This window comes from Sphingobacterium sp. NGMCC 1.201703, assembly GCF_047784615.1.
In the GTDB taxonomy this organism is placed as follows: domain Bacteria; phylum Bacteroidota; class Bacteroidia; order Sphingobacteriales; family Sphingobacteriaceae; genus Sphingobacterium.
The window spans coordinates 909,424-929,906 of sequence record NZ_JBLOHD010000001.1; the positions used below are offsets into that span (position 1 = coordinate 909,424).

Consider the following 20,483-nt stretch of genomic DNA (forward strand, 5'->3'; position numbering starts at 1 on the left):
CATGAAAATCCAAAAGAATAGGCAAAAATAGAATAGCAATGAATCAAGGAGTCAAAACAGTGCTTTATCCCGTGAAGGACATGGCGCAATCGAAAGCATTATTCACAAAATTATTGGCTATGGAGCCGTATGTGGATAGTCCGTATTATATCGGCTTTAAGGTCGATAATCAGGATATCGGTCTGGTGCCGAATAATCCGGAAGAGGGTTTAACTGCTTTTTTTCATGTGGATAATATTAATAGCAGTCTGGAGGTTCTTGTCGATGCGGGAGCCAAAATAATACGGGATATAATTGATGTCGGTGGCGGAAAATTGGTAGCGAGTGTGAAAGACAGCAACAACAATATTATTGGTCTTATTCAAATCTGAATAAGGCAATACACCACCAATCGTAAACGAAAAAAACATAATAATGAAAAAGAGGGATAAAATAATTTATTGGATTGCAACGGTATGGTTGTCCTTGGGGCTGGTATCTACGGCCATTATACAAATCTTTAGGGTAAAAACTGAGGGAGCAGGAGGAGTGCAAAATGTGGGCCATCTGGGCTATCCGGATTATATACTTACGCTGCTCGGTGTATGGAAAATTTTGGCAGTGGTAGCGCTGTTGTCACCAAAGAGACCGCTTTTGAAAGAATGGGCGTATGCTGGTATTTTCTTTACGGTAACGGGCGCGCTCTATTCACATGCTATGGTGGGAGATTCCGCTGGCTTGCTCGCCCCGGGGCTGCTTTATTTGGTCCTTATTGCAGTGTCCTGGTATTTTAGGCCTGCTGAGAAGAAGTTTTTATAGAATCATTGGTCTCCCTTATCAGTCGCCTATACTGTTCGCCCAAACATTATAGGTGGCTGTGGATCGAATATGTGCTTTTTATACTCATATTTTCTGTCGCTTCACCCAGGAGCGATATACAAACAAATCTTAAACTCGGCAAGATTCTCCGGCAACTTATGGCCAGAGCATGGCTTTCGACAATTCGGATACCCCACTTTCATTTTAGTAGATGTGAAACTATACGATTTGTACTCCATTTGAAATTACAATAAACGGATTTTATTTTTTGAAATATTAATTCACTGTAAAATAGTTTGTTAAATGTTGTTAATGATGGTTTTACCCAGATTTCGGTGTATTTTTTACATTAATTCAATAATTAAACACTTGTTTAAATTAAACGTTTGTTTAACTTTGCTCCGCATTTAACAAATGATGATCTCATTTTTGAGAAAGTAGGATGCAATTATCTATAAAAAGATTGGGTTATAAATGGAATTTAACGAGAAGCAAATAGATATCCTCCTTGCCGCTGAGCGACTTTTTGCAACAAAAGGGTTTGACGGGACTTCGGTGCGTGATATAGCGCAGGAGGCAAATGTCAATGTGGCCATGATCAACTATTATTTTGGATCGAAAGATAAGTTGCTGGACACCTTTTTTGAATGGCGTGTTCCAGATTTTATGATCAATGTGGATGAGCTTTCTTTGGTAGGAAGTGCACTTGATAAAGTCGATGTAATGGTTGATAGGTATGTCAAATCGATGAACTCACATCGCAAGCTCTATCGGGTTATTGCGATAGAAAGTACTTTAAAACAACGGATGTTAATATCTGAAGCCTTCAAAAAATTAAAAATACATAACCTGGAGGTCATCGCTTCTATCATCAACAGTGGTATTGCAGAAGGGGTCTTTAAGACAGGTAATGATCCCATATTAATCCATTCGATGATGATGGGAACTTTCATGAATTTTCAGATGAATCAGGTCTTTTTACAGGAGCAACTAGGTATAGCCGATGACGATGGCTATGGCCAATATATAGAAACAACGTTAACAGAATTTATACAGAAAACAATTAAAGCTTTATTGACATATGAAAAATAAGTTGGCCAATTTAAGTGCTTTATTGCTTTTGAGTCCTTTGGGTTTGCTGGCACAAGAAAACAAACACCTGAGCTTGGAAGAAATAATTCACATGGCTGCAAACCAAAGTGTGGAAGCGAAAACTGCCGATACCAAAGTATTGGGAAGACAGCTAGAGGTCGAAAGTGCGAAATCGAAACAGCTTCCGGATGCAAAATTGAGCGGGCAATATATGGCGATGACTACACCGAATGTGGATCTGAAGTTAGCACTTGGTGGAGGAGGTTCGGCTCCGGATATTGCAGCAAATCAACTGTGGTTGGGGCAGGCATCTGTCAGCATGCCTATTTATACTGGAGGTAAGATCAAAGGAGGAATAGCAATAGCAAAAGATGCGCTACAAGCCGAACAATGGAACGCTGTAGCAAGCAAAGAACAATTGGCCTCACGTGCGATAGCACTTTATCTGAATTTGTATAAAGCGCAGCAAACCAATTTGTTGATTACGGAAAACATCAAACAGTCTGAGCAACGTGTTTCGGACTTTAAAGCGATGTTAGAAAATGGGTTGATCGCAAGAAATGATCTGCTTAAAGCGGAATTACAACTGTCTAATTATCAAGTGTCGCTCCAGGAGGCACAGAAGAATATTAAGGTGCTGAATTATCAATTGGCCAATTTGCTAAAGATTGCGGAGGATACGCAATTGGATCAGATTAATCTGGCTGAGGTTACTGGAATTGACCTTGGATTGAAGGCTTCTTATGACACAGCAAAGACGGAGCGATCGGATCTAAAATCGCTGGCTTCCCAACGTAAAGTTGCCGAAGATCAATTGAAAGTCACCAGATCTTCGACATTGCCAACGATTGCGGCAACGGCAGGTTACAATGCTTTTGGATTGCAGAAGGTGGTGACGGTAACGAATGCAGCAATGGTGGGTATTGGGGTATCCTATGATATTGGTTCTTTGTATAAAAACAAGAGGGAGGTCAATGTCGTCAAAAACCGGATCAAGGAAATTGATGAGAATTTGGAACTGCTCAATGACCGGGTAAAAGTGCAGGTGCAACAGGCAAATGAAAACTATATGCTGGCCCAAAAACAGGATGTGGTGTACCATCAGGCGGTAGATCAAGCCGTTGAAAATTATCGTATTACAAAAGATAAATATGATAATGGTATTGCCGACACGGACGATTTATTGACAGCTGATGTACAACAGCTTCAGAGCAAAATCAATCTGGCAATAAGCAAAGCAAATACAATTGAAAAATACTATGACCTATTGTTAGCAAATGGGTCGTTAAAAATTAAATAGCAATTAATCTAGACATGGAAAATACAGTTGAAAACGCACCTGAAAAAAAAGGTACAAATAAAAAATTTACTATTATTCTAGCTGCTTTGGTCATCTTTGGCGGGGCTTACGGTGGTTATAAATACCTGCATGGTCAAGCGCATGAGACTACTGATGATGCGCAGGTGGAGAAGAATATGAGTCCGATTATTCCACGTGTAGGGGGATTTATTTCTAAAGTGTATGTTAAGGATAACGATTTGGTGAAAAAGGGCGATACCTTGTTCACGATCGAGAGCCAGGATTATCAGGTGCGTGTGGATGAGGCCGAAGCTGCATTGGCTGCTGCGGAAAGCAGCTTTGATGTCTCTAAAGCGGATGTATATGCTTCATCAGCAAACGTGGCAATCTCGGACGCGACGATACAGTCGAATTTAGGAAGTATTGATGCGGCACGTATCCGTGCAAAACAGGCAAATAACGATTATATCCGATACCAAAACTTATATAACAATCAATCCATCACGAAGCAGCAATATGAGCAGGCTTTAACAGCGAAGTTAGAGGCGGATAAACAAGTGGAGATCTTGCAACAACAACGAAATGCCAGTGCTTCACAACGTAATGCAATCGTGAGTAAAACTACAGTAGCTTCGAAGCAAACATCTGTTGCCGAGGCAAATATAAAAAGAGCGAAAGCGCAATTAGAGGCTGCGAAATTGAATCTATCTTATACCGCAGTATTAGCTTCGGTAGATGGTCAGGTATCGAATATCAAAGTGCAGCCAGGGCAGATGATCAACCCAGGACAGTCTTTATTTTACATTGTTGATAATATAGAAACTTGGGTCGTAGCGAACTTTAAGGAGACCCAATTACAAAAAATGAAACCGGGACAAAAGGTGGGTATTAAAGTGGATGCATATCCAAATATCGAATTTGAAGGTGAAGTCAATTCATTTTCGCCGGCTACTGGTTCTCGTTTCTCTCTGTTACCTCCGGATAATGCCACGGGTAACTTTGTGAAGACGGTACAACGTCTGCCAGTAAAAATCAAATTGACAAAAGATAATAAAGCTGAAAATGTGGCTCTGCTCAGACCGGGCATGAATGCTGACGTAGATGTGCATGTTCAATAACTATGGAAAATTTAAATCAACAGGATAGTCTGGTTGAATATGGTTTTCGACGCGTGGTCATCACGATTACAGCAGTGCTCTGTGCCCTGCTGGAAATCGTGGACACCACGATCGTGAATGTGGCCTTAAATGATATGAAAGGGTCGTTGGGGGCAACATTGACAGACGTGGCCTGGGTTATTACGGCTTATGCAATCGCTAACGTAATAGTTATTCCGATGACGAGTTGGTTATCCCAACAGTTTGGTCGACGTAATTACTTTGCGGCATCAATTATCATATTTACCGTATCTTCATTTTTGTGTGGTAACGCGACCAATATCTGGGAGCTTGTCGCATTTCGCTTTCTCCAAGGAATGGGCGGTGGCGCCTTGTTGGTGACTGCTCAGACCATCATCACAGAAAGCTATCCCAAAGAAAAACGTAGTATGGCACAGGCGATCTACGGTATGGGGGTGATCATTGGCCCGACATTGGGGCCGCCCTTAGGGGGGTATATCATAGATAACTTCTCCTGGCCTTATATTTTTTATATCAATGTGCCCTTGGGAATTATTGCTACGTTGCTGACTTTGTCGTTTGTACGTAGTCCGAAATATAGCCAGAAACAATCAGCAAAAGAGGTGGATTGGTTCGGGATGATCTTTTTGATTATGTTTATCGGCTCACTTCAGTTTGTGCTGGAACATGGCCAACAGGATGACTGGTTTGATGATCCACTTATTTTAGGACTATCAATTTTATCGGTATTCGGGTTATTATTCTTCATCTGGCGTGAGCTGGTTTATGAAAAACCTATCGTGAACCTGAGGGTATTGCGTGATAAAAACCTACAGGTTGGGGTTGTGATGAGTTTTATCCTTGGATTTGGTCTGTTTGGATCGACTTTTATTATTCCGATCTATACACAATCCATATTGGGATGGACAGCAACAGATGCTGGTCTCTTGTTGCTACCAAGCTCAATCATGACCGGGATCATGATGCCTTTTATTGGTAAAATGATCCAGAATGGTGTTCCGCAGAAATATATGGTTGCGGTGGGTTTGAGCATTTTCTTCGGCTTTTGTTTCTGGATGTACAGCCTGATGACAAATGATACGGGTTCGGAACACATGTTTTGGCCACTTATCCTCCGTGGGGTAGGCTTGGGGCTGCTATTTGTGCCAGTAATGACCTTATCGCTATCTACTCTTCATGGTAAGTCGATCGGCGAGGGGGCGGCATTTACAGGTATGATGCGCCAGTTGGGTGGTTCATTCGGTATTGCGTTGATCACAACATTTATTGCACGCGACTCTCAAAAGCATCGGGTTGACCTAGTTGCTAATCTGGATCCCAGCAAGTTTGAGGTACAACAACGTTTGCAACAGCTGCAAATGAGTTTTCAGTCAAAAGGATTTGCTCCAAATGAAGCATTGGCCAAAGCGCACCAGATACTGGATATGACTGTCATGAAACAGGCAACCGTATTGTCTTATATGGATGTATTTCTCTATTTGGGAATTGCATTTTTGATATGTGTGCCTTTTGTGCTAATGATCAAACAGGGTAAGACCAAGGTGGATATGTCAAGCGTGCACTAGCGGTCGCATGGACTGGAGCCTTTTAGCCCAGAAAATGATATAATAATTAATTAGCCCTCAAAAAAAGGATTTTACTTTTTGAGGGCTTTTATTTTTTAACGCATCAGCTTGCAAACTTGGCTTAATCCCTCTATAAACAGCCCTTAGCCAATTTCAATAGCCCTTAGTCTTCGTGATAAATAGTCCTTACGCTCGGTGATAACATGAAGATTTTTATTTCCAGAAAGGCATAAAACTAAAACCTGATTCGGAATTGATTGTTAAAAATAATAAAAGATTTTTTTTTTGAGTTTTACGTCTATAAGCTAGTCGTTACAAGGAAGTTATTTGTTTAAAATAAGCGCCGTATGTACACAGGAAGACTTAATTTTTTAGCTTTTATTATCCCTTTGTTTTTAGTACTGATGCTGTTGGAATATTGGTATAGTCTGAAGAAACAAAAGCGGTATTATACCTTCGATGAATCAATCTCTAATCTAAATGTCGGTATTGTCGAGCGTATGTGCGATATGTTTTCGGTTAGCCTGTTCTACTTTTTTTTCATTTGGGTCTACCAGAATTTTGCGATTTTTCATATCGAGGCGAACGTCTGGACATGGATCCTGCTTTTTCTTTTTACGGATTTTTTGTGGTACTGGTATCATCGATATAGTCATGAGATCAATTTGCTTTGGGCGGCACATGTAGTTCATCATCAAAGTGAAGATTATAACTTCACCGTTGCCGCCAGGATTACTATATTCCAGGCGGTATTTCGTTCTTTGTTCTGGGCTTTTATTCCTCTTTTGGGCTTTCCGCCTTTCATGATGACCGTAATTTTATTGGTTCATGGCGTCTATCCCTTTTTCTCCCATACGCAAACGGTAGATAAGCTCGGGATTTTTGAAAAAATACTTGTCACTCCATCGCATCACCGCGTGCATCATAGTAGCAATCAGATTTATTTGGATAAGAACTATGGTGATATTTTAATTATCTGGGATAAAATGTTTGGGACTTTTATCGCCGAGAAGAAAGAAGACCCCTGTGTTTACGGACTGACCAAACCTATCCATCGGTACACCTTCCTTTGGCAGCATTTCCACTATCTATTTGAAATAGGGCTTTCTTTTAAGCGTGCAGTGGGATTTAAAAACAAAATGCGTGCGGTATTTGGAAGCCCTGACGATATACAACCTGAAATTAGGGCGGAATTAGAGCAAAAAATGTTTGCAGGGACTAGATCTCAGGTGCATGGTAAAAATCTGAGCCGATATATTTTTATCCAATCTATGTTAACGATGGTCCTTCTGTTTTTCTTTCTGCTGTATGGCAATTACCAAGATATTGGGCAATTGCTTGTTGGTGGCTTCTTTATTTTGTGCAGTGTCATCTGTATCGGTGGATTATTGGAGCATGAAAGATGGGTCTTTTCGCTCGAAATGCTGCGGTTATTTCTGTTGCTGTTATTTATAACGATTACATTTTTTTCTTTTCCCTTCCTGCTCATTCTCTTGGCAGCGACTATACTGCAGGTGATCTCGTATAAATTGATGCGAGATCGCTACCTACGGATTCTTGATTTGTCGAAGGGTTAAGTTTATCGTTTCACCCTGCTTATTGGCACAATTTAATAAAGGTATCGCAGTATCCTCTGGCCATGATATCCCAGCTGAAATCCGCATTCGTATTTTTCTGGAATTTCTGTCCAAGCTTTTCGTAATGAGCCGGATTGTCCAAAATGTTCTGGAGTTGCCCGATCCACGCATCGGCATCTTGACTGGGGAGTAAAAGGCCGTTGTGATGATGCGAAATAGCACTCGTGATACCCTCCAGTTCTGCGGCGACAACAACAGTGCCCCTAGATGAAGCTTCAAGACAAACCAGGCCAAAGCCTTCCATATCTCCCTGAACTTGAATATTGGGCATCAGGAAAGCATGTGCATTGGTAAGTAGATGCCTTAACTGATCGAAGGGGACTTTTCCCAGATGCTGGATTTTTTCGGGATGCATTCTCAATAATTTACGTATTTCCTGTTGATCAGTTGGATAGCCCAAAAATAGGGTAGCGAGATGATAGAGTCTGGCAGGTAGAAGGTTGAGCATGCGTTCTTTCCAGGTTGGGACTTGGTCAAATGGACCTACCATAAGGAGCCGGAAATTACCTTGAACGGCGGGAATGACCTGCTGCATCAACCAAGAGAATCCTTTGCGTTTCACAGGTCTTCCCAGCGTAATAAAATAGGGTGGTAATTTGTCATCTTTCAGCTTGGATATCGGGGTTACTGGGTCGACTCCATTTGGAATGACTGCTATCCTTGAAGGGTCGATACCACGTGACCTGGCGGCTTCTGCGGTGGCCTGACTGACCGCTATAACCTGATCAAATATGTTGAAACGCGGAATTATTTTATGTTGGAAATAAGGTAGAGGAAAAACAATATCAAGACCATGGAGGGTAACTACTTTCTTTAGATGATCGTATCCCTTATGAAAAGTTGCTAAAGCAGCGATTAATCCGTCGTTAAAATGGATAAGCTTAATATGGGGATTAGCTTTGATTTTGGAGAGAATACGTTGATTTAGGCGATAGAAGAACGTGAGAATGGATTCTTCGTTGTCATACAAGAGCGTGTGTACTTTTAGATAGAGTGCCGAATGGTTAATAAGCTCAAAGCTCTGCTTTTCCATTCCGCCAACTGCAGGTGGATATTTGTGACTAACAAATAAGATTTCTATTTCAGACGGTAGCATGTACGGTTTTTTTTTTGATACATAGATAAAATATAGCGCCAATAGTTGTCCAGAATACCTGACGGCCGCGACGCAGGAGCGAGACACTCAGCCAGATGCTTCCGCCCGAAAGTCCAATCATGTTAAGCAGGAGTTTGTTGGAGAGTTCCTCAACGCCCAGTTGACCGGGAATAAATGCACCTGCACTTTTCAATAGGATGACGCTCATATCTAAAATTAATCCGTGAATAACCTTGACATCGACATCCAGAAATTTTAAGATCAGATAGAATTCCAAGCTACCTATAACCCAATGTATCGCAAACAACAGATAGGAGTACCAAAATACTTTATTTTGTTGTTGATAAAAGTCTTTCGTATTCCAAACTAATTTCTGGAGCTGATTTTTTGCTTTCGATACAAAGGAAGTATCAGCAGGGGTATTTTTAGGTGGTGTTTTGGTGGAAACTAACCAGTAGAATATTAAAACGACGAATAGTAACAAGACTACACATACGACATAGATAGCGTATCCCGTATACTGCATCACCTCGTTTTTTAAGGGTGAAAGCATCAGCCAGATCATGGCCAGTAAGAAAATGCTTAACTGGGAAAGTATGGCTGTAATGCGTGAGATGGCGACAGAGCTGAGTCCCTGTTGTAAAGGGATGTCATAGCGGGTTATCAGCTCGGCTTTCAGTAAATCGCCGGCAATAATACTCGTGGGATTAAAGAGTCCAACTGTTTCGCCGATTTGACGTAGGGCAAAAAGTTCGAAAATATTGATCTTTTTTTTTGAAGGGCCTAGACAAATCCACCAGGCTAGCGTTCCAAAAAGATAGGCAACTAAAGTGGTAAATACGATAAAAATAAAGCGGTAACCAATCCTTGACAGCTCTTTTTTCAAAGCCGAAAGGTCACTGTGAGTTACAAAAATTACCAAGGATGTCAAGATCACAAGTAAAAAGACAACTTTGATCAATTGACGGGATGTTGTTAATTTGCCCATGCCAGATCTGCATCTTGCGTTTTGTCAACAAGTAATTCAATGTCGTCAAAGTACTGCTGTGATAGTCGTGTCCAGTCCAATTGACTTACATAAGAAAGTCCGGCGGTAATCATGTTCTTCTTTAGCGCCTTGTCGGATATTATTTTCTTTAGGTAATAAACATATCCAGCAGCATTTTCGGGTTGACATTTAAATCCGGTTACACCATGTTGAATAAGCGATGCCGAGCCACCGCCATCAGCAATTACGCAAGGAAGACCTGAAGCTAATGCTTCGACGACAACGTTACCATAAGTTTCTGAAACAGAAGGGAAGACAAACACATCGGCTGAAGCGTACAATACCGCAAGTTCCTGATGTGTCTTTTTTCCCAGAAAAATAGCATTGGGCATTTCTTGCATTGCTGTTACTTTGGCGGTTCCGTCTCCGACGACTATAAAATTATAGTCCAGCTGTTGGGCATGGATCTGCTGATAGATGTCAATTAAGGTTTTAATATTTTTCTCCCAAACGATCCGACTGACGAATAATACTGTGGGTTTATTATTTTTTGTCAATTGTTGGATATTGCTTGAGTTCTTTTTTTTGGGAGTAAATAGTTGGGTGTCAATCCCTCTTTGCCAGAGTTTTAAACCTCGCTGTTGGATCCCGATCTGTTGCAGCTCGGCTAAGATGGATTTGGTGGGGACATAAACAATGTCACATTTGTTATAAAAATTATTCATTGCCCGTTTGATCCATTGCTCAGTGGGTTTGACCAAAGGGAGGATATTTTTGAAATAATAGGCAATATAGGATATAAAATGGGTATGGTAGATTGTTAATACAGGGATATTTCTACGTTTGGCATAGTTCAACGCAAAAAAGCCAAGCAGGGAAGGGGTTGCGATATGAACGATGTCGGGTGCAAATTCATCCAAAGCCAGTTCGAGCTTTTTTTTGATAAGCTGTGGAATGGCAAGACAATAGTCATCATTGACCGGTATTTTAAACGTAGGTACTTTATAGGAATGAAAGTCGCGAAATTGTGTGGGGCCACCACCATAAATAAAGAAGTATCTAAAATTCTGTTGATCGATACGGTTTATCAGCTGAAACATAGTGCGAGATGCACCGTCGAAATCCTCAACGAGTATTTCCGTAAAAAAAGCTACCTTTCTCATTGTATTCTTAATTAGGGGTTTCGTAAAAATATTCGAAAAGCATAACCCCAAAGCTATTTTGATATTAACTTTTTATCATTAAAGTGTTTATAAATTGTTTATTATTAATAATTTGTAAATATTTTTTATAAGTAAAATTAATTTAAGAATATAGTTAACCTAATCTTGAGGCTTTACTTTTGGAATGAACAAATTATTCAGTCCATGTTGTTAGATTTATTGTTCGAAAGGAAAACCAAGCTTAAAGGCCTTCGTAAAGCTCTTATTTTATCCATTTGTGCTTTTGCAGGGATCACGTTAGGATTCAAACTGAAGCCCAAACAAGTTCGGCCGATGAACACGGTCTATGTCGATATGCCTGATGTCAGCGAGGGGCAACTTCGTTTATTGACTTATAATATTGCCGGTCTCCCGGAATTAATTTCAAGTGCTGTAACTGAAAGGGCTTCAAGTATTACATCCATCGGCGAATTGATGAATCCCTTTGATATTGTCAATGTACAGGAGGATTTTAATTACAATAAATTTTTGTACAGCAAGAATAGACATAATTATCGAACTGAAAATATAGGTGGTGTACCATTTGGGGATGGATTGAGTACTTTGTCAAAATATCCGATCCAAGACTTTGAACGCGTTAGTTGGGAGGCATGTAATGGCGCTGACTGTCTGACTCCAAAAGGATTTTCTTATGCACGGATACAGCTGGCAAAAACTGTTTTTATTGATGTTTATAATGTACATGCAACGGCCCAGGATGACCCTAATGCGGCAACAGCCCGACGCAAGAATTTGGACCAGTTAAAGGACTATATTCAAAAGAACTCTTCGGGGCAACCTTTGTTAATTATGGGAGATTTTAATGCTCATTATGCGTATGCATTGGATAATATTGTTTCTTTTCAAGGGGAATTAAACCTGGTGGACGCATGGGTAAATTTGAAAAACAGTGGTAAAATACCGCAGAGCGAGAAAAATTTTGTTGCGCGGGCCGCATTGGAGTTAACGGATGATTGTGAAGGAATTGATAAAATATATTACCGGAACAATGATCATATCGTATTTGAAGCAAGGAACTATCAGGTTCAAAAGCAACTTTTTCAAAATAGGGAGGGGCAGGATTTGTCCGACCATTGTGCGGTATCGCTACAATTGGGATGGCGTCTGATAAAACCTTCAGTACAGTAGACTTTCTCAATTCTTTCATATCAATCGCGATTAGCACTGAGCCCCTTCAGTGCTTTTTTTTGATGTTTTCGATCGCCCGCCTGTAGATGCCTATAAACAAAAAAGCCCCGTAAAATAAATTACGGAGCCTTTATAAAATTGGGATAAATTATCTTATTTATACATCTCTTCGCGTTGCGCTTTTACGACATCGCTATTGATGTATTCATCATATGTCATTAACTTGTCGATAATTCCTTTCGGCGTCAATTCAATGATTCTGTTTGCAACAGTTTCGGTCAACTCATGGTCACGTGAGGTGAATAACATCGATCCTTTAAAGTCCACCATGCCGTTGTTCAATGCTGTGATTGACTCTAAGTCCAAGTGGTTGGTCGGTTCGTCAAAAATCAAGAAGTTGGCTCCCTGTAACATCATTCTTGAAAACATGCAGCGCATTTTTTCTCCTCCGGAAAGGACCGAAACTTTTTTCATGACTTCTTCACCTGAGAACAACATTTTTCCCAAGAATCCACGTAGGAACTGTTCATCGGCTTCAGGGTTAGTGGTGTAATCTCTTAACCAATCGACCAAATTTTCGTTTTTGCCTTCAAAAAAGGCTGCATTTTCAATCGGCATATCAGCGGGAGTGATTGTTACACCCCATTTGAATTCGCCACCGAAATCAGTATCTCTACCGGTGATAATATCGTAAAATGCTGTAGTGACTAAAGAGTTGGGACCTAATACCGCAATTTTATCACCTTTATTGATCATAAATGTGATATCCTTGAAGAATACTTCACCATTGACGGTTTTGCTCAAACCTTCTACCTGTAATGTTTGGTCTCCCGGTTCGCGGTTCATGGTATTGAACATGATTGCCGGATATTTACGGTTGGACGGTTTGATCTCATCAATATTGATCTTATCCAAGGCTTTTTTACGGGATGTAGCTTGTTTTGATTTGGATGCATTGGCTGAGAAACGACGGATAAATTCCTGTAGTTCTTTAACCTTGTCTTCCATCTTTTTATTTTGGTCTGCACGCTGTTTTAATGCCAGTTGAGAAGACTCGTACCAGAATGAGTAGTTACCAGTATAAATCGTCATTTTACCAAAGTCTATATCTACGGTATGTGTACATACAGCATCGAGGAAGTGACGGTCGTGGGACACTACAAGTACAATTGCTTCATAAGAAGCTAAAAAGTCTTCTAACCAAGCAATGGTATTAATGTCCAAATCGTTGGTTGGCTCATCGAGAATCAAGATATCTGGATTACCGAATAATGCCTGTGCCAATAAAACACGTACTTTTTGATTACCATCAATTTCAGATACTAACTTGTAGTGAAGCTCTTCTTTAATGCCCAAGCTGCTCAATAGGGTAGCTGCATTGGATTCTGCATTCCAGCCGTCCATTTCTGCAAAAAGACTTTCGAGTTCACCGGCACGTTCACCATCTGCATCAGAGAAATCCTCTTTCATGTAAATGGCGTCTTTTTCTTTCATGATTTTGTAAAGCTCTTGGTTACCCATCATGACTGTTTCCAGTACCGTATATTCATCGAAAGCATAGTGATCCTGACTCAATACAGACATACGTTCGCCTGGCGTGAATGCCACCGAACCTGTAGAGGGATCAACTTCGCCAGAAATAATTTTTAGGAAAGTAGATTTACCAGCTCCATTGGCACCAATAATACCGTAACAGTTGCCAGGTGTAAATTTTAAATTGACATCTTCGAATAGTACACGTTTACCATAACGAAGGGAGAGGTTTGATATATTAATCATGCCGCAAAGATACGTTTTAATCTTGTATTTTTTAACTATTTCCAAACATGAGTTCCTTACTGAAAATGGTCAGGACGGTTATCTACTTGAAGCTGTGTTCCAAGTGGAATCTGGACACTACATCCCGATGGTTATTTCGTCCATTATCTTCCAAGTGGTTACTCCATAACCAAAGTACAGGCGTATGTACCGGAAGAATTGATCACGAACTTGAACGTCGAAAAATTGGTTTATAATGCGACAGATGATATTGCTTGTCCAGCGAATACAGGATCGCAACGTTTGGCACAAACCAATGAGCCGATTAAACAGGAAGAATGATGGGGATAAAAAAGGATAAATTTATTTCGATAAAAATTCAAAGAGAAACAATAAGGGAGATCTATTGATCTCCCTTATTCATTAAATTTCCTCTTTTGCCTCCTGTATAATATAAAAACGATGACAATAATTGCTACGATCCCTAAAATGATATAATGGGAGCCTGATTGTTGTTGATGTTGGGTTGTATCCTCTGTCGTCTGCGCATATGTAAAATTTGCTACGAAAAGAAGCACCATGAAAATCCACTTCTTGCACATAATAAACGGTTTATTAACTATAGTAGCAAGCTAACTATTTTTTGCAATAAAGACAAATTAATTTTATAAAAATGACAATATTTAAATGGGGTTTTATATGCTTTGTAGATAAGGTGCTGGTTTTAGGAGGGATATTTGTTTTGGGTAGCGTATTTTAAAGTTAAATCAGGGTATAATTGGCCAAATTGTTGTTTAAAAAATAGATTTGGGATTAATTGTGAATGAAGGATTTTTTAGTCTGACTGATAGAATAGATTGATGTAATCCCCGTTCTGCAGGCGGATTAATGGCCATAAAGTCGTATATTGTGAACCTTTTAAGCGTTTAAAACTATTATTGTCATGTCACAACTTATAAATTTAACTGTCTTCAGAGAATTTTTGAAATCTAGTTTTGCCGGTGGGATTATCCTATTTTCCTGCGTCATCTTGGCACTTATTGTCGCGAATACATCATTATATGGGGCGGTCATGGACTTTCTGCTTCGGGAGGTAGGATTTGAAACAGATAATATCCAGCTGAAATATTCGTGGCTACTGTGGATTAATGATGGATTGATGGCTATTTTCTTTTTATTGGTAGGATTGGAAATCAAAAGAGAAATCGTCGAGGGAGAACTATCTTCAGCAAGTAAAGCTGTCCTTCCTATTTTGGCAGCGGTAGGGGGAGCTCTTCTGCCTGCAGTAATTTATTTTTTCATCAATAAGGATGTGGCGGATACAGCGCACGGATGGGGCATACCCATGGCAACGGATATTGCATTCGCGCTGGCCGTTATCACGCTGTTGGGAAATAAAGTTCCAGCAAGTCTCAAGATTTTCTTGGCAGCTTTGGCCATTGTGGATGATTTGCTTGCAATCCTAGTGATCGCTTTGTTCTATAGTAGTGGAATCCATACCAGTTATTTATTGATGGCGCTTGGTATATTTGCCTTTTTGGTGGTCCTCAATAAACTTGGAGTAAAAGCCCTATGGGCCTACCTTATTCCGGGCGTATTCATTTGGTATTTTATCCACCATTCAGGCATACATGCAACTATTGCGGGGGTTTTGGTTGCCATGACTCTTCCCACCACACCTGATGAAAAAGAGTCGCCATTGGAAAAGTTGGAGCATTTATTAACTAAACCGGTGAATTTTATTATTATCCCTTTGTTTGCGTTCGCAAATACGTTAATTCCAATTCATGCTGAAATGGTTGGCGGTTTAACGTCCAAATTGGGACTAGGTATTATTATTGGATTGCTCGCAGGGAAATCGATTGGCATATTTTTGATCTGTTTTATCGCAAAGAAACTCAGAATAGCACAACTTCCTGAGGGCGCAAGCTGGATACAGATATTCGGCGTCGGTTTGCTCGGCGGAATCGGTTTTACAATGTCTATCTTCATTGCGATCTTATCCTTTGATGATGCTTTTTTGGTTGAGGAAGCTAAATTTGCAGTGCTCATTGCTTCTCTTTGTGCAGGTATATTAGGGTACACATTGTTGAGGTTGGCTGATAATTCCAAAAGCAGCTCAGACAACTTAGGCTAAAATAACGAAGATCCAGTGGGGGAGTTCTGCGGATATATTTTCCATGCAGCTCCTAGTATCACAAATGCTGACGTCATATATAGATTAGTTTTAGTAACTTAGCGCATATTTAATAAAATAATAAAATTTGAGATTTACTGAATTTGGTTTTGTTCCGGAATTGGAAGAGGGCTTAGAAAGCATGATGTTTGAAGAGGCTACGCCTATTCAGGAACAGACAATCCCCGTCATTAAGAAGGGTAGTGATATGATTGCCTGTGCGCAAACAGGTACCGGTAAAACGGCCGCATATATGCTGCCAATTTTAGATGCTGTTGCTAGAGATGCAAAGGAGTCTATTCGTGCGATTATCCTGGTCCCGACAAGGGAATTAGCCTTGCAAATAGATCAACAGATCATGGGCATGTCTTATTATACTGGAGCGACTTCCATCTCTATATATGGCGGTGGTGACGGTATGGGCTACGAACAACAGAAGCGAGCTATCCGAGAGGGGGTTAATATTATTGTTGCTACCCCCGGTAGATTGATCAGTCACCTTACATCGATGAAAGTCGATCTGACTCATCTGACACATTTCGTATTGGATGAAGCAGATAGCATGTTAGATATGGGCTTTCAAGATGATATATTGCGTATTGTCAGCTACCTGCCCAAAAAGAAACAAATGTTGCTTTTTTCAGCGACGATGCCTCTCAAGATCAGAAATTTTGCGAGAAAGATCCTTTATCAACCTGTTGAGGTCAATATCGCCATTTCAAAGCCTTCAGAAGGTATAGACCAGCGCGTTTATCTAGTGTATGATAAGCAAAAAATGGATCTTTTGAAGATCATCTTACAAGACGTTAATTATGTTTCTGTGATCATTTTTGCCTCTCAAAAAACGACTGTAAAATTACTGGCACAGGAACTTCAAAAGCAGGGTATAGACGCAGAGGGATTTCATTCAGATCTTGAGCAGACTAAACGTGAGGATATCATGAGTAGATTTAGATCACGTCAGGTAAGGGTACTGGTAGGAACAGATGTGATCTCGCGAGGTATTGATATCGTAGGTATCAGTTTGGTGGTAAATTATGATGTACCACCGGATCCCGAAGATTATGTGCACCGTATCGGACGTACAGCACGGGCAGCGACAACGGGCACAGCGATTACTTTTGTCAATGATAAAGATCAGCAACGTTTTGCTCAGATCGAAAGCCTGATCGGTTATCCCGTAGAACAGATTGCATTACCGGAAGGCTTTGAAGCTGGTCCTGAATATAACCCCACGAGGAAAAGCCAAAATCCACAAAAAAGAAAACGTTTCAATCGTAATAAAAATAAAAACTACCAAAAACAGAAAAGAGCTTAATAACAAATTAAGCTCTTTTCTGTTTTTATTTTGTTGGGAATATTTAAGCTGTTGTCCACACCGCAAGCTCATAGCCATCGGGGTCTTTGAATTGAAATCTTTTACCTCCAGGAAAACTAAAAATATCTTTAACGATGGTGCCACCTGCCCCGATGACTTTATCACGTGTGGATAGCAAATCATTCGAATAGAGAACAACCAAAATACTGCTATTTATTGGTGTACCGATCGTAAATCCTCCATCCACATGGTTGCCCTCAAAGGCTGTATATTCATGACCATAATCTGTAAATTTCCAGCCGAAACTGGATGAATAGAACTTTTTAGCTCGCTCAAGATCGCTGGTTATAAATTCAAGATATTGAATTTGTTCGTGGACGAGTTTATTGTCTAAAGAGGAATTGCTCATAATATTTTTTAATTGATGTTATCTTTCGTTGGAGGAATCGACTAGAATTCCTAATATTAGTTGGATGTCTGATGTAGTGTAAATATAGGATTTTCTATCAACAAATTTGGGCATCTCTGTAGTCTGATATTGAATGATCGGATATCAATCCAATCATTCTTTTCTTATTTTTATTGTATTAATCGATTTTTCTTTTTTTCTACTGATGAGAGCCTGTATAAGTACAGAAAGCAGTACTAGGAAAAGCCCAATGTAAAATGAAAGATTAAGCTCTTTGGATTCATTGAAGAATAAAAATGCAATCAGGATAGCATATACAGGTTCTAGATTGAGACTTAAATTGAGTGTAAAAGCAGAAATTTTCTTTAAAATTTCTGTGAAAGCAAGGTATACAGCCACGGTACAGCACAGCGACAAAATTAGGAGGTAAATGAGATCCATTGTATTGGGGATAAAAGATGATATCGGATAATAATAAAGATAACAGGGGAGGACCAACCCAAGACCAACAGTTCCACCAATCATTTGATAATAGTTGATGACTATACTGCTATGTCGCTTGACCAGGCGTTCGTTATAAATTGCATAAAGCGAAGCAAAGGCCGGCGAAATGATCCCGAAAATAATGCCCAATTGATGTGCTGTATCAAAATGAAATATTAAGGCGATGCCACAAAGCGTTAGCCCACTCAGAAAAAACTCTGAAGGTTTAAATTTCGTTTTGTTAATGATGGGAGCAAAGATTGCGGTAAAGAAACTTGCCATACAGTAACAAACTACTCCGATTGAAATATTGGAATATTTAATACTGGCATAAAAAAGTAACCAGGAGGCGGTAATCAATAGGCCATTTTTTGCGATCACTAATTTTTCAGGCAAGCTGACTTCACCAGCTGATTTTGACCATTTTGAAATTAAAAAAAGGAAAATGGTCGAAAAAAATACACGATACCAGGTTAGCATACCTTCATTTAGGCTGATGACTTTGCCCAATACTCCGGATATACCCAAACATACTACAGCGAGATGTAGCATGAAATATGAATGTTTCATAAAATATTGTCTTCCAGATCTATCTTTGAAAAGACAGATACTATTGTTATAAAATTTGATTGAGAATATAAAACATGGGGAATCAGCCGATTATTCGGTGTCATGCTTTATTAATATTTATTAATATTAAGCGATTGGAGGAGGAAGACAGCTTGTTCGGTTCATTACATTCTATTTCTATACCCGAAGATAATAAAATCCAGTGGTTTAATTCAAATAATTGTAGCATCAGTAAGTTATTAAAGGGAAATTGTATTTTATATGATGATTAAAGACCATTAAAAAAGGGACTAAACTTTCGTTAGCCCCTTAGTTGAACAATTGTGATTCTGAATATACGTAAAAACTGAGCGAACCAAGATCAGTATACGCGATGATTTATTATTCGCTGTCGTTTCCTCCGCCTAACGCACGGTATAAATCCACTACAGCATTTAGTTTTTCCCGTTTTATACTGATCTGTTCGAGGTCATTTTGTAGCGCGTTGTTTTGCGCAGTAATAACTTCCAGATAATTTGCCATGCCGCTTTTGTACAATAGGGCAGCATCGGAAGTTGCTTTGGCCAATGAATGGGATTTCGCTTCAATCAGTTGAAGTCTTTGGTCGCTATGCTTTATTTTCGCTAAAGCATCTGATACTTCCGAAACTGCGAGCATAACAGACTGTTTAAACTGTACCGCTAATTTATCCCGTTCGATTATCGAAATTTCATAATTTGTTTTCAATGCACCTTTCTGAAAGATCGGTTGGGCGATGTTTCCTGCTATTGTTTTCACAATGGACCCCGGGAGATCAAACCAGCGATTGAACTGAAAAGAGTTTGTTCCAATTGAAGGGGTCAAACTGATCGAAGGATACATCGCTGCTTTGGCCAATCCGATTCTGCTGTTTGCTGCAACGACGGCATACTCGGCTGCTTTGACATCGGGTCTCCGGCTAAGCAATTCTGCCGGAACGCCGGTCGCGAATGTTTCACCGACTAGCGTTGCATCAAGACCTTCGGAACGCTGAATTTTATCGGGAAAACCACCACAGAGTATACTGATTGCATTTTCTTCAATAGCGATATTTTGGTTTGCGAGTGGTATCAGCAATTCCGCCGTTTTCTTTTGTGCTTCGGCCTGTTCTACAGCTAAAGAACTCACCAGTGAGGAATTGTATTGCAAACGGATCATATTCAATGTGCTATCACTAAGTAGTACATTTTTTTGCGCAATTTTTAACTGTTCGTCCAGTGAGATCAGATTGTAGTACGATTGGATCACCTGAACAATAATGCGCGTCTTTAATGCTGATAAATTTTCCTTCTGTCCAAAGAAATTTGCTAAAGCTTCCTCTTTCTGCATCTTAGCCTTTCCCCAGATGTCTACCTCCCAGGAAAGTCTGAGCGTAGCGTTGTAGTCATCCATATAGGGTGTCCCAATAAATTGGTCACTGAGCGATCCATTAAGGGAATTGGTAGATAACCAAGTTCTATTCGCGCCCAAGTTTAAATCAAGTGTCGGTAAAAGCCCTTTTTTTGATTGTTTATAAGCGAGCTCGAGCTGCTGCATACTCAAGAGTGCTACGCTAACATCTGTATTTTTGACCAGTGCTTTTTCGATAAGTGCCGTCAAATTAGGATCTTTCACAAACTTTCGCCAGGATAATGCCAATGTATCCGAAGTCAGGACAATTTCGTTATTTCTGAAATTCTCAGGCAGGTCCATATCCTGACGCGTATATTTTTTGCCCACACTACATGAAGCAAGAAGTAAAGGGATACCTACTAAAATAATTTTATAGTGATGAAATTTTTTCAT

Annotated in this window: 17 protein-coding genes; 10 read left to right on the forward strand and 7 right to left on the reverse strand. The window is 39.9% G+C overall.

The genetic code is table 11. From position 1 onward, the window contains the following. Positions 1-38: 38 nt before the first annotated feature. From ACK8HY_RS03775 to ACK8HY_RS03805, 7 genes are all read left to right on the forward strand, one after another. The gene (locus ACK8HY_RS03775) at positions 39-371 is read left to right on the forward strand and encodes a VOC family protein (protein WP_077435182.1); all 333 of its coding nucleotides are present in this window, start codon (positions 39-41) and stop codon (positions 369-371) included. Positions 372-414: 43 nt separating this feature from the next. Then, on the forward strand, positions 415-798 hold the full coding sequence (locus ACK8HY_RS03780) for a DoxX family protein (RefSeq protein ID WP_077435180.1): 384 nt from the start codon (positions 415-417) through the stop codon (positions 796-798). A gap of 474 nt (positions 799-1,272) precedes the next feature. After that, positions 1,273-1,890, forward strand: coding sequence for a TetR/AcrR family transcriptional regulator (locus tag ACK8HY_RS03785; RefSeq protein WP_077435178.1), 618 nt, complete (start codon positions 1,273-1,275; stop codon positions 1,888-1,890). Beyond that, a complete protein-coding gene (locus ACK8HY_RS03790) occupies positions 1,880-3,190 on the forward strand; it encodes a TolC family protein (RefSeq protein WP_077435176.1) in 1,311 nt (436 codons plus the stop codon). The genes ACK8HY_RS03785 and ACK8HY_RS03790 overlap by 11 nt, the downstream gene beginning before the upstream one ends. A gap of 14 nt (positions 3,191-3,204) precedes the next feature. Beyond that, entirely contained in the window at positions 3,205-4,308 is a 1,104-nt protein-coding gene (locus ACK8HY_RS03795) for an HlyD family secretion protein (protein WP_077435174.1), read from the forward strand. A gap of 2 nt (positions 4,309-4,310) precedes the next feature. Continuing rightward, positions 4,311-5,894 carry an MDR family MFS transporter gene (locus ACK8HY_RS03800; protein ID WP_416132814.1) on the forward strand — a complete coding sequence of 528 codons (1,584 nt, stop codon included), beginning with the start codon at positions 4,311-4,313 and terminating at the stop codon, positions 5,892-5,894. Positions 5,895-6,241: 347 nt separating this feature from the next. Then, positions 6,242-7,471: a sterol desaturase family protein gene (locus ACK8HY_RS03805; RefSeq protein WP_416132815.1), complete on the forward strand. Its 1,230-nt coding sequence runs from the start codon at positions 6,242-6,244 to the stop codon at positions 7,469-7,471. 19 nt (positions 7,472-7,490) lie between these two features. Here ACK8HY_RS03805 and ACK8HY_RS03810 read toward each other — a convergent pair whose 3' ends face one another. From ACK8HY_RS03810 to ACK8HY_RS03820, 3 genes are read right to left on the reverse strand one after another with little or no spacing between them, the layout of a single operon-like run. Continuing rightward, complete coding sequence (locus tag ACK8HY_RS03810) at positions 7,491-8,627, reverse strand: glycosyltransferase family 4 protein (RefSeq protein ID WP_416132816.1); 1,137 nt, start codon at positions 8,625-8,627, stop codon at positions 7,491-7,493. Continuing rightward, entirely contained in the window at positions 8,614-9,615 is a 1,002-nt protein-coding gene (locus ACK8HY_RS03815) for a lysylphosphatidylglycerol synthase transmembrane domain-containing protein (protein ID WP_416132817.1), read from the reverse strand. Before ACK8HY_RS03815 ends, ACK8HY_RS03810 begins: the two co-directional genes overlap by 14 nt. Next, positions 9,603-10,778, reverse strand: coding sequence for a glycosyltransferase family 4 protein (locus tag ACK8HY_RS03820; protein ID WP_416132818.1), 1,176 nt, complete (start codon positions 10,776-10,778; stop codon positions 9,603-9,605). The genes ACK8HY_RS03815 and ACK8HY_RS03820 overlap by 13 nt, the downstream gene beginning before the upstream one ends. 204 nt (positions 10,779-10,982) lie before the next feature. Between ACK8HY_RS03820 and ACK8HY_RS03825 the strand changes: the two genes are divergently transcribed. Further along, entirely contained in the window at positions 10,983-11,966 is a 984-nt protein-coding gene (locus ACK8HY_RS03825; protein WP_416132819.1) for an endonuclease/exonuclease/phosphatase family protein, read from the forward strand. 153 nt (positions 11,967-12,119) lie between these two features. Here the strand turns inward: ACK8HY_RS03825 and ACK8HY_RS03830 are convergent, their stop codons facing one another. Beyond that, positions 12,120-13,745, reverse strand: a complete 1,626-nt coding sequence (locus ACK8HY_RS03830; RefSeq protein WP_416132820.1) for an ABC-F family ATP-binding cassette domain-containing protein — start codon at positions 13,743-13,745, stop codon at positions 12,120-12,122. Between the two features lie 922 nt (positions 13,746-14,667). Here ACK8HY_RS03830 and nhaA point away from each other — a divergent pair. Both nhaA and ACK8HY_RS03840 read left to right on the forward strand, forming a co-directional pair. Beyond that, entirely contained in the window at positions 14,668-15,861 is a 1,194-nt protein-coding gene (gene nhaA / locus ACK8HY_RS03835; RefSeq protein ID WP_416132821.1) for a Na+/H+ antiporter NhaA, read from the forward strand. Positions 15,862-15,988: 127 nt separating this feature from the next. Then, positions 15,989-17,218: a DEAD/DEAH box helicase gene (locus tag ACK8HY_RS03840; protein ID WP_416132822.1), complete on the forward strand. Its 1,230-nt coding sequence runs from the start codon at positions 15,989-15,991 to the stop codon at positions 17,216-17,218. 43 nt (positions 17,219-17,261) lie between these two features. Here the strand turns inward: ACK8HY_RS03840 and ACK8HY_RS03845 are convergent, their stop codons facing one another. The 3 genes from ACK8HY_RS03845 to ACK8HY_RS03855 all read right to left on the reverse strand — a co-directional run bounded on the left by ACK8HY_RS03845 (position 17,262) and on the right by ACK8HY_RS03855 (position 20,483). After that, the gene (locus ACK8HY_RS03845; protein ID WP_416132823.1) at positions 17,262-17,627 is read right to left on the reverse strand and encodes a VOC family protein; all 366 of its coding nucleotides are present in this window, start codon (positions 17,625-17,627) and stop codon (positions 17,262-17,264) included. A 153-nt stretch (positions 17,628-17,780) separates the two neighbouring features. Further along, positions 17,781-18,680, reverse strand: coding sequence for a DMT family transporter (locus tag ACK8HY_RS03850; protein ID WP_416132824.1), 900 nt, complete (start codon positions 18,678-18,680; stop codon positions 17,781-17,783). A 381-nt stretch (positions 18,681-19,061) separates the two neighbouring features. After that, the gene (locus ACK8HY_RS03855; RefSeq protein WP_416132825.1) at positions 19,062-20,483 is read right to left on the reverse strand and encodes an efflux transporter outer membrane subunit; all 1,422 of its coding nucleotides are present in this window, start codon (positions 20,481-20,483) and stop codon (positions 19,062-19,064) included.

Excerpts from the sequence above, each read along its gene's own strand:
- ACK8HY_RS03775 (WP_077435182.1), top strand. The coding sequence starts at position 39 with ATGAATCAAGGAGTCAAAACAGTGCTTTATCCCGTGAAGGACATGGCG.
- ACK8HY_RS03780 (WP_077435180.1), top strand. The coding sequence starts at position 415 with ATGAAAAAGAGGGATAAAATAATTTATTGGATTGCAACGGTATGGTTG.
- ACK8HY_RS03785 (WP_077435178.1), top strand. The coding sequence starts at position 1,273 with ATGGAATTTAACGAGAAGCAAATAGATATCCTCCTTGCCGCTGAGCGA.
- ACK8HY_RS03790 (WP_077435176.1), top strand. The coding sequence starts at position 1,880 with ATGAAAAATAAGTTGGCCAATTTAAGTGCTTTATTGCTTTTGAGTCCT.
- ACK8HY_RS03795 (WP_077435174.1), top strand. The coding sequence starts at position 3,205 with ATGGAAAATACAGTTGAAAACGCACCTGAAAAAAAAGGTACAAATAAA.
- ACK8HY_RS03800 (WP_416132814.1), top strand. The coding sequence starts at position 4,311 with ATGGAAAATTTAAATCAACAGGATAGTCTGGTTGAATATGGTTTTCGA.
- ACK8HY_RS03805 (WP_416132815.1), top strand. The coding sequence starts at position 6,242 with ATGTACACAGGAAGACTTAATTTTTTAGCTTTTATTATCCCTTTGTTT.
- ACK8HY_RS03810 (WP_416132816.1), bottom strand. The coding sequence starts at position 8,627 with ATGCTACCGTCTGAAATAGAAATCTTATTTGTTAGTCACAAATATCCA.
- ACK8HY_RS03815 (WP_416132817.1), bottom strand. The coding sequence starts at position 9,615 with ATGGGCAAATTAACAACATCCCGTCAATTGATCAAAGTTGTCTTTTTA.
- ACK8HY_RS03820 (WP_416132818.1), bottom strand. The coding sequence starts at position 10,778 with ATGAGAAAGGTAGCTTTTTTTACGGAAATACTCGTTGAGGATTTCGAC.
- ACK8HY_RS03825 (WP_416132819.1), top strand. The coding sequence starts at position 10,983 with ATGTTGTTAGATTTATTGTTCGAAAGGAAAACCAAGCTTAAAGGCCTT.
- ACK8HY_RS03830 (WP_416132820.1), bottom strand. The coding sequence starts at position 13,745 with ATGATTAATATATCAAACCTCTCCCTTCGTTATGGTAAACGTGTACTA.
- nhaA (WP_416132821.1), top strand. The coding sequence starts at position 14,668 with ATGTCACAACTTATAAATTTAACTGTCTTCAGAGAATTTTTGAAATCT.
- ACK8HY_RS03845 (WP_416132823.1), bottom strand. The coding sequence starts at position 17,627 with ATGAGCAATTCCTCTTTAGACAATAAACTCGTCCACGAACAAATTCAA.
- ACK8HY_RS03850 (WP_416132824.1), bottom strand. The coding sequence starts at position 18,680 with ATGAAACATTCATATTTCATGCTACATCTCGCTGTAGTATGTTTGGGT.
- ACK8HY_RS03855 (WP_416132825.1), bottom strand. The coding sequence starts at position 20,483 with ATGAAAAAATTTCATCACTATAAAATTATTTTAGTAGGTATCCCTTTA.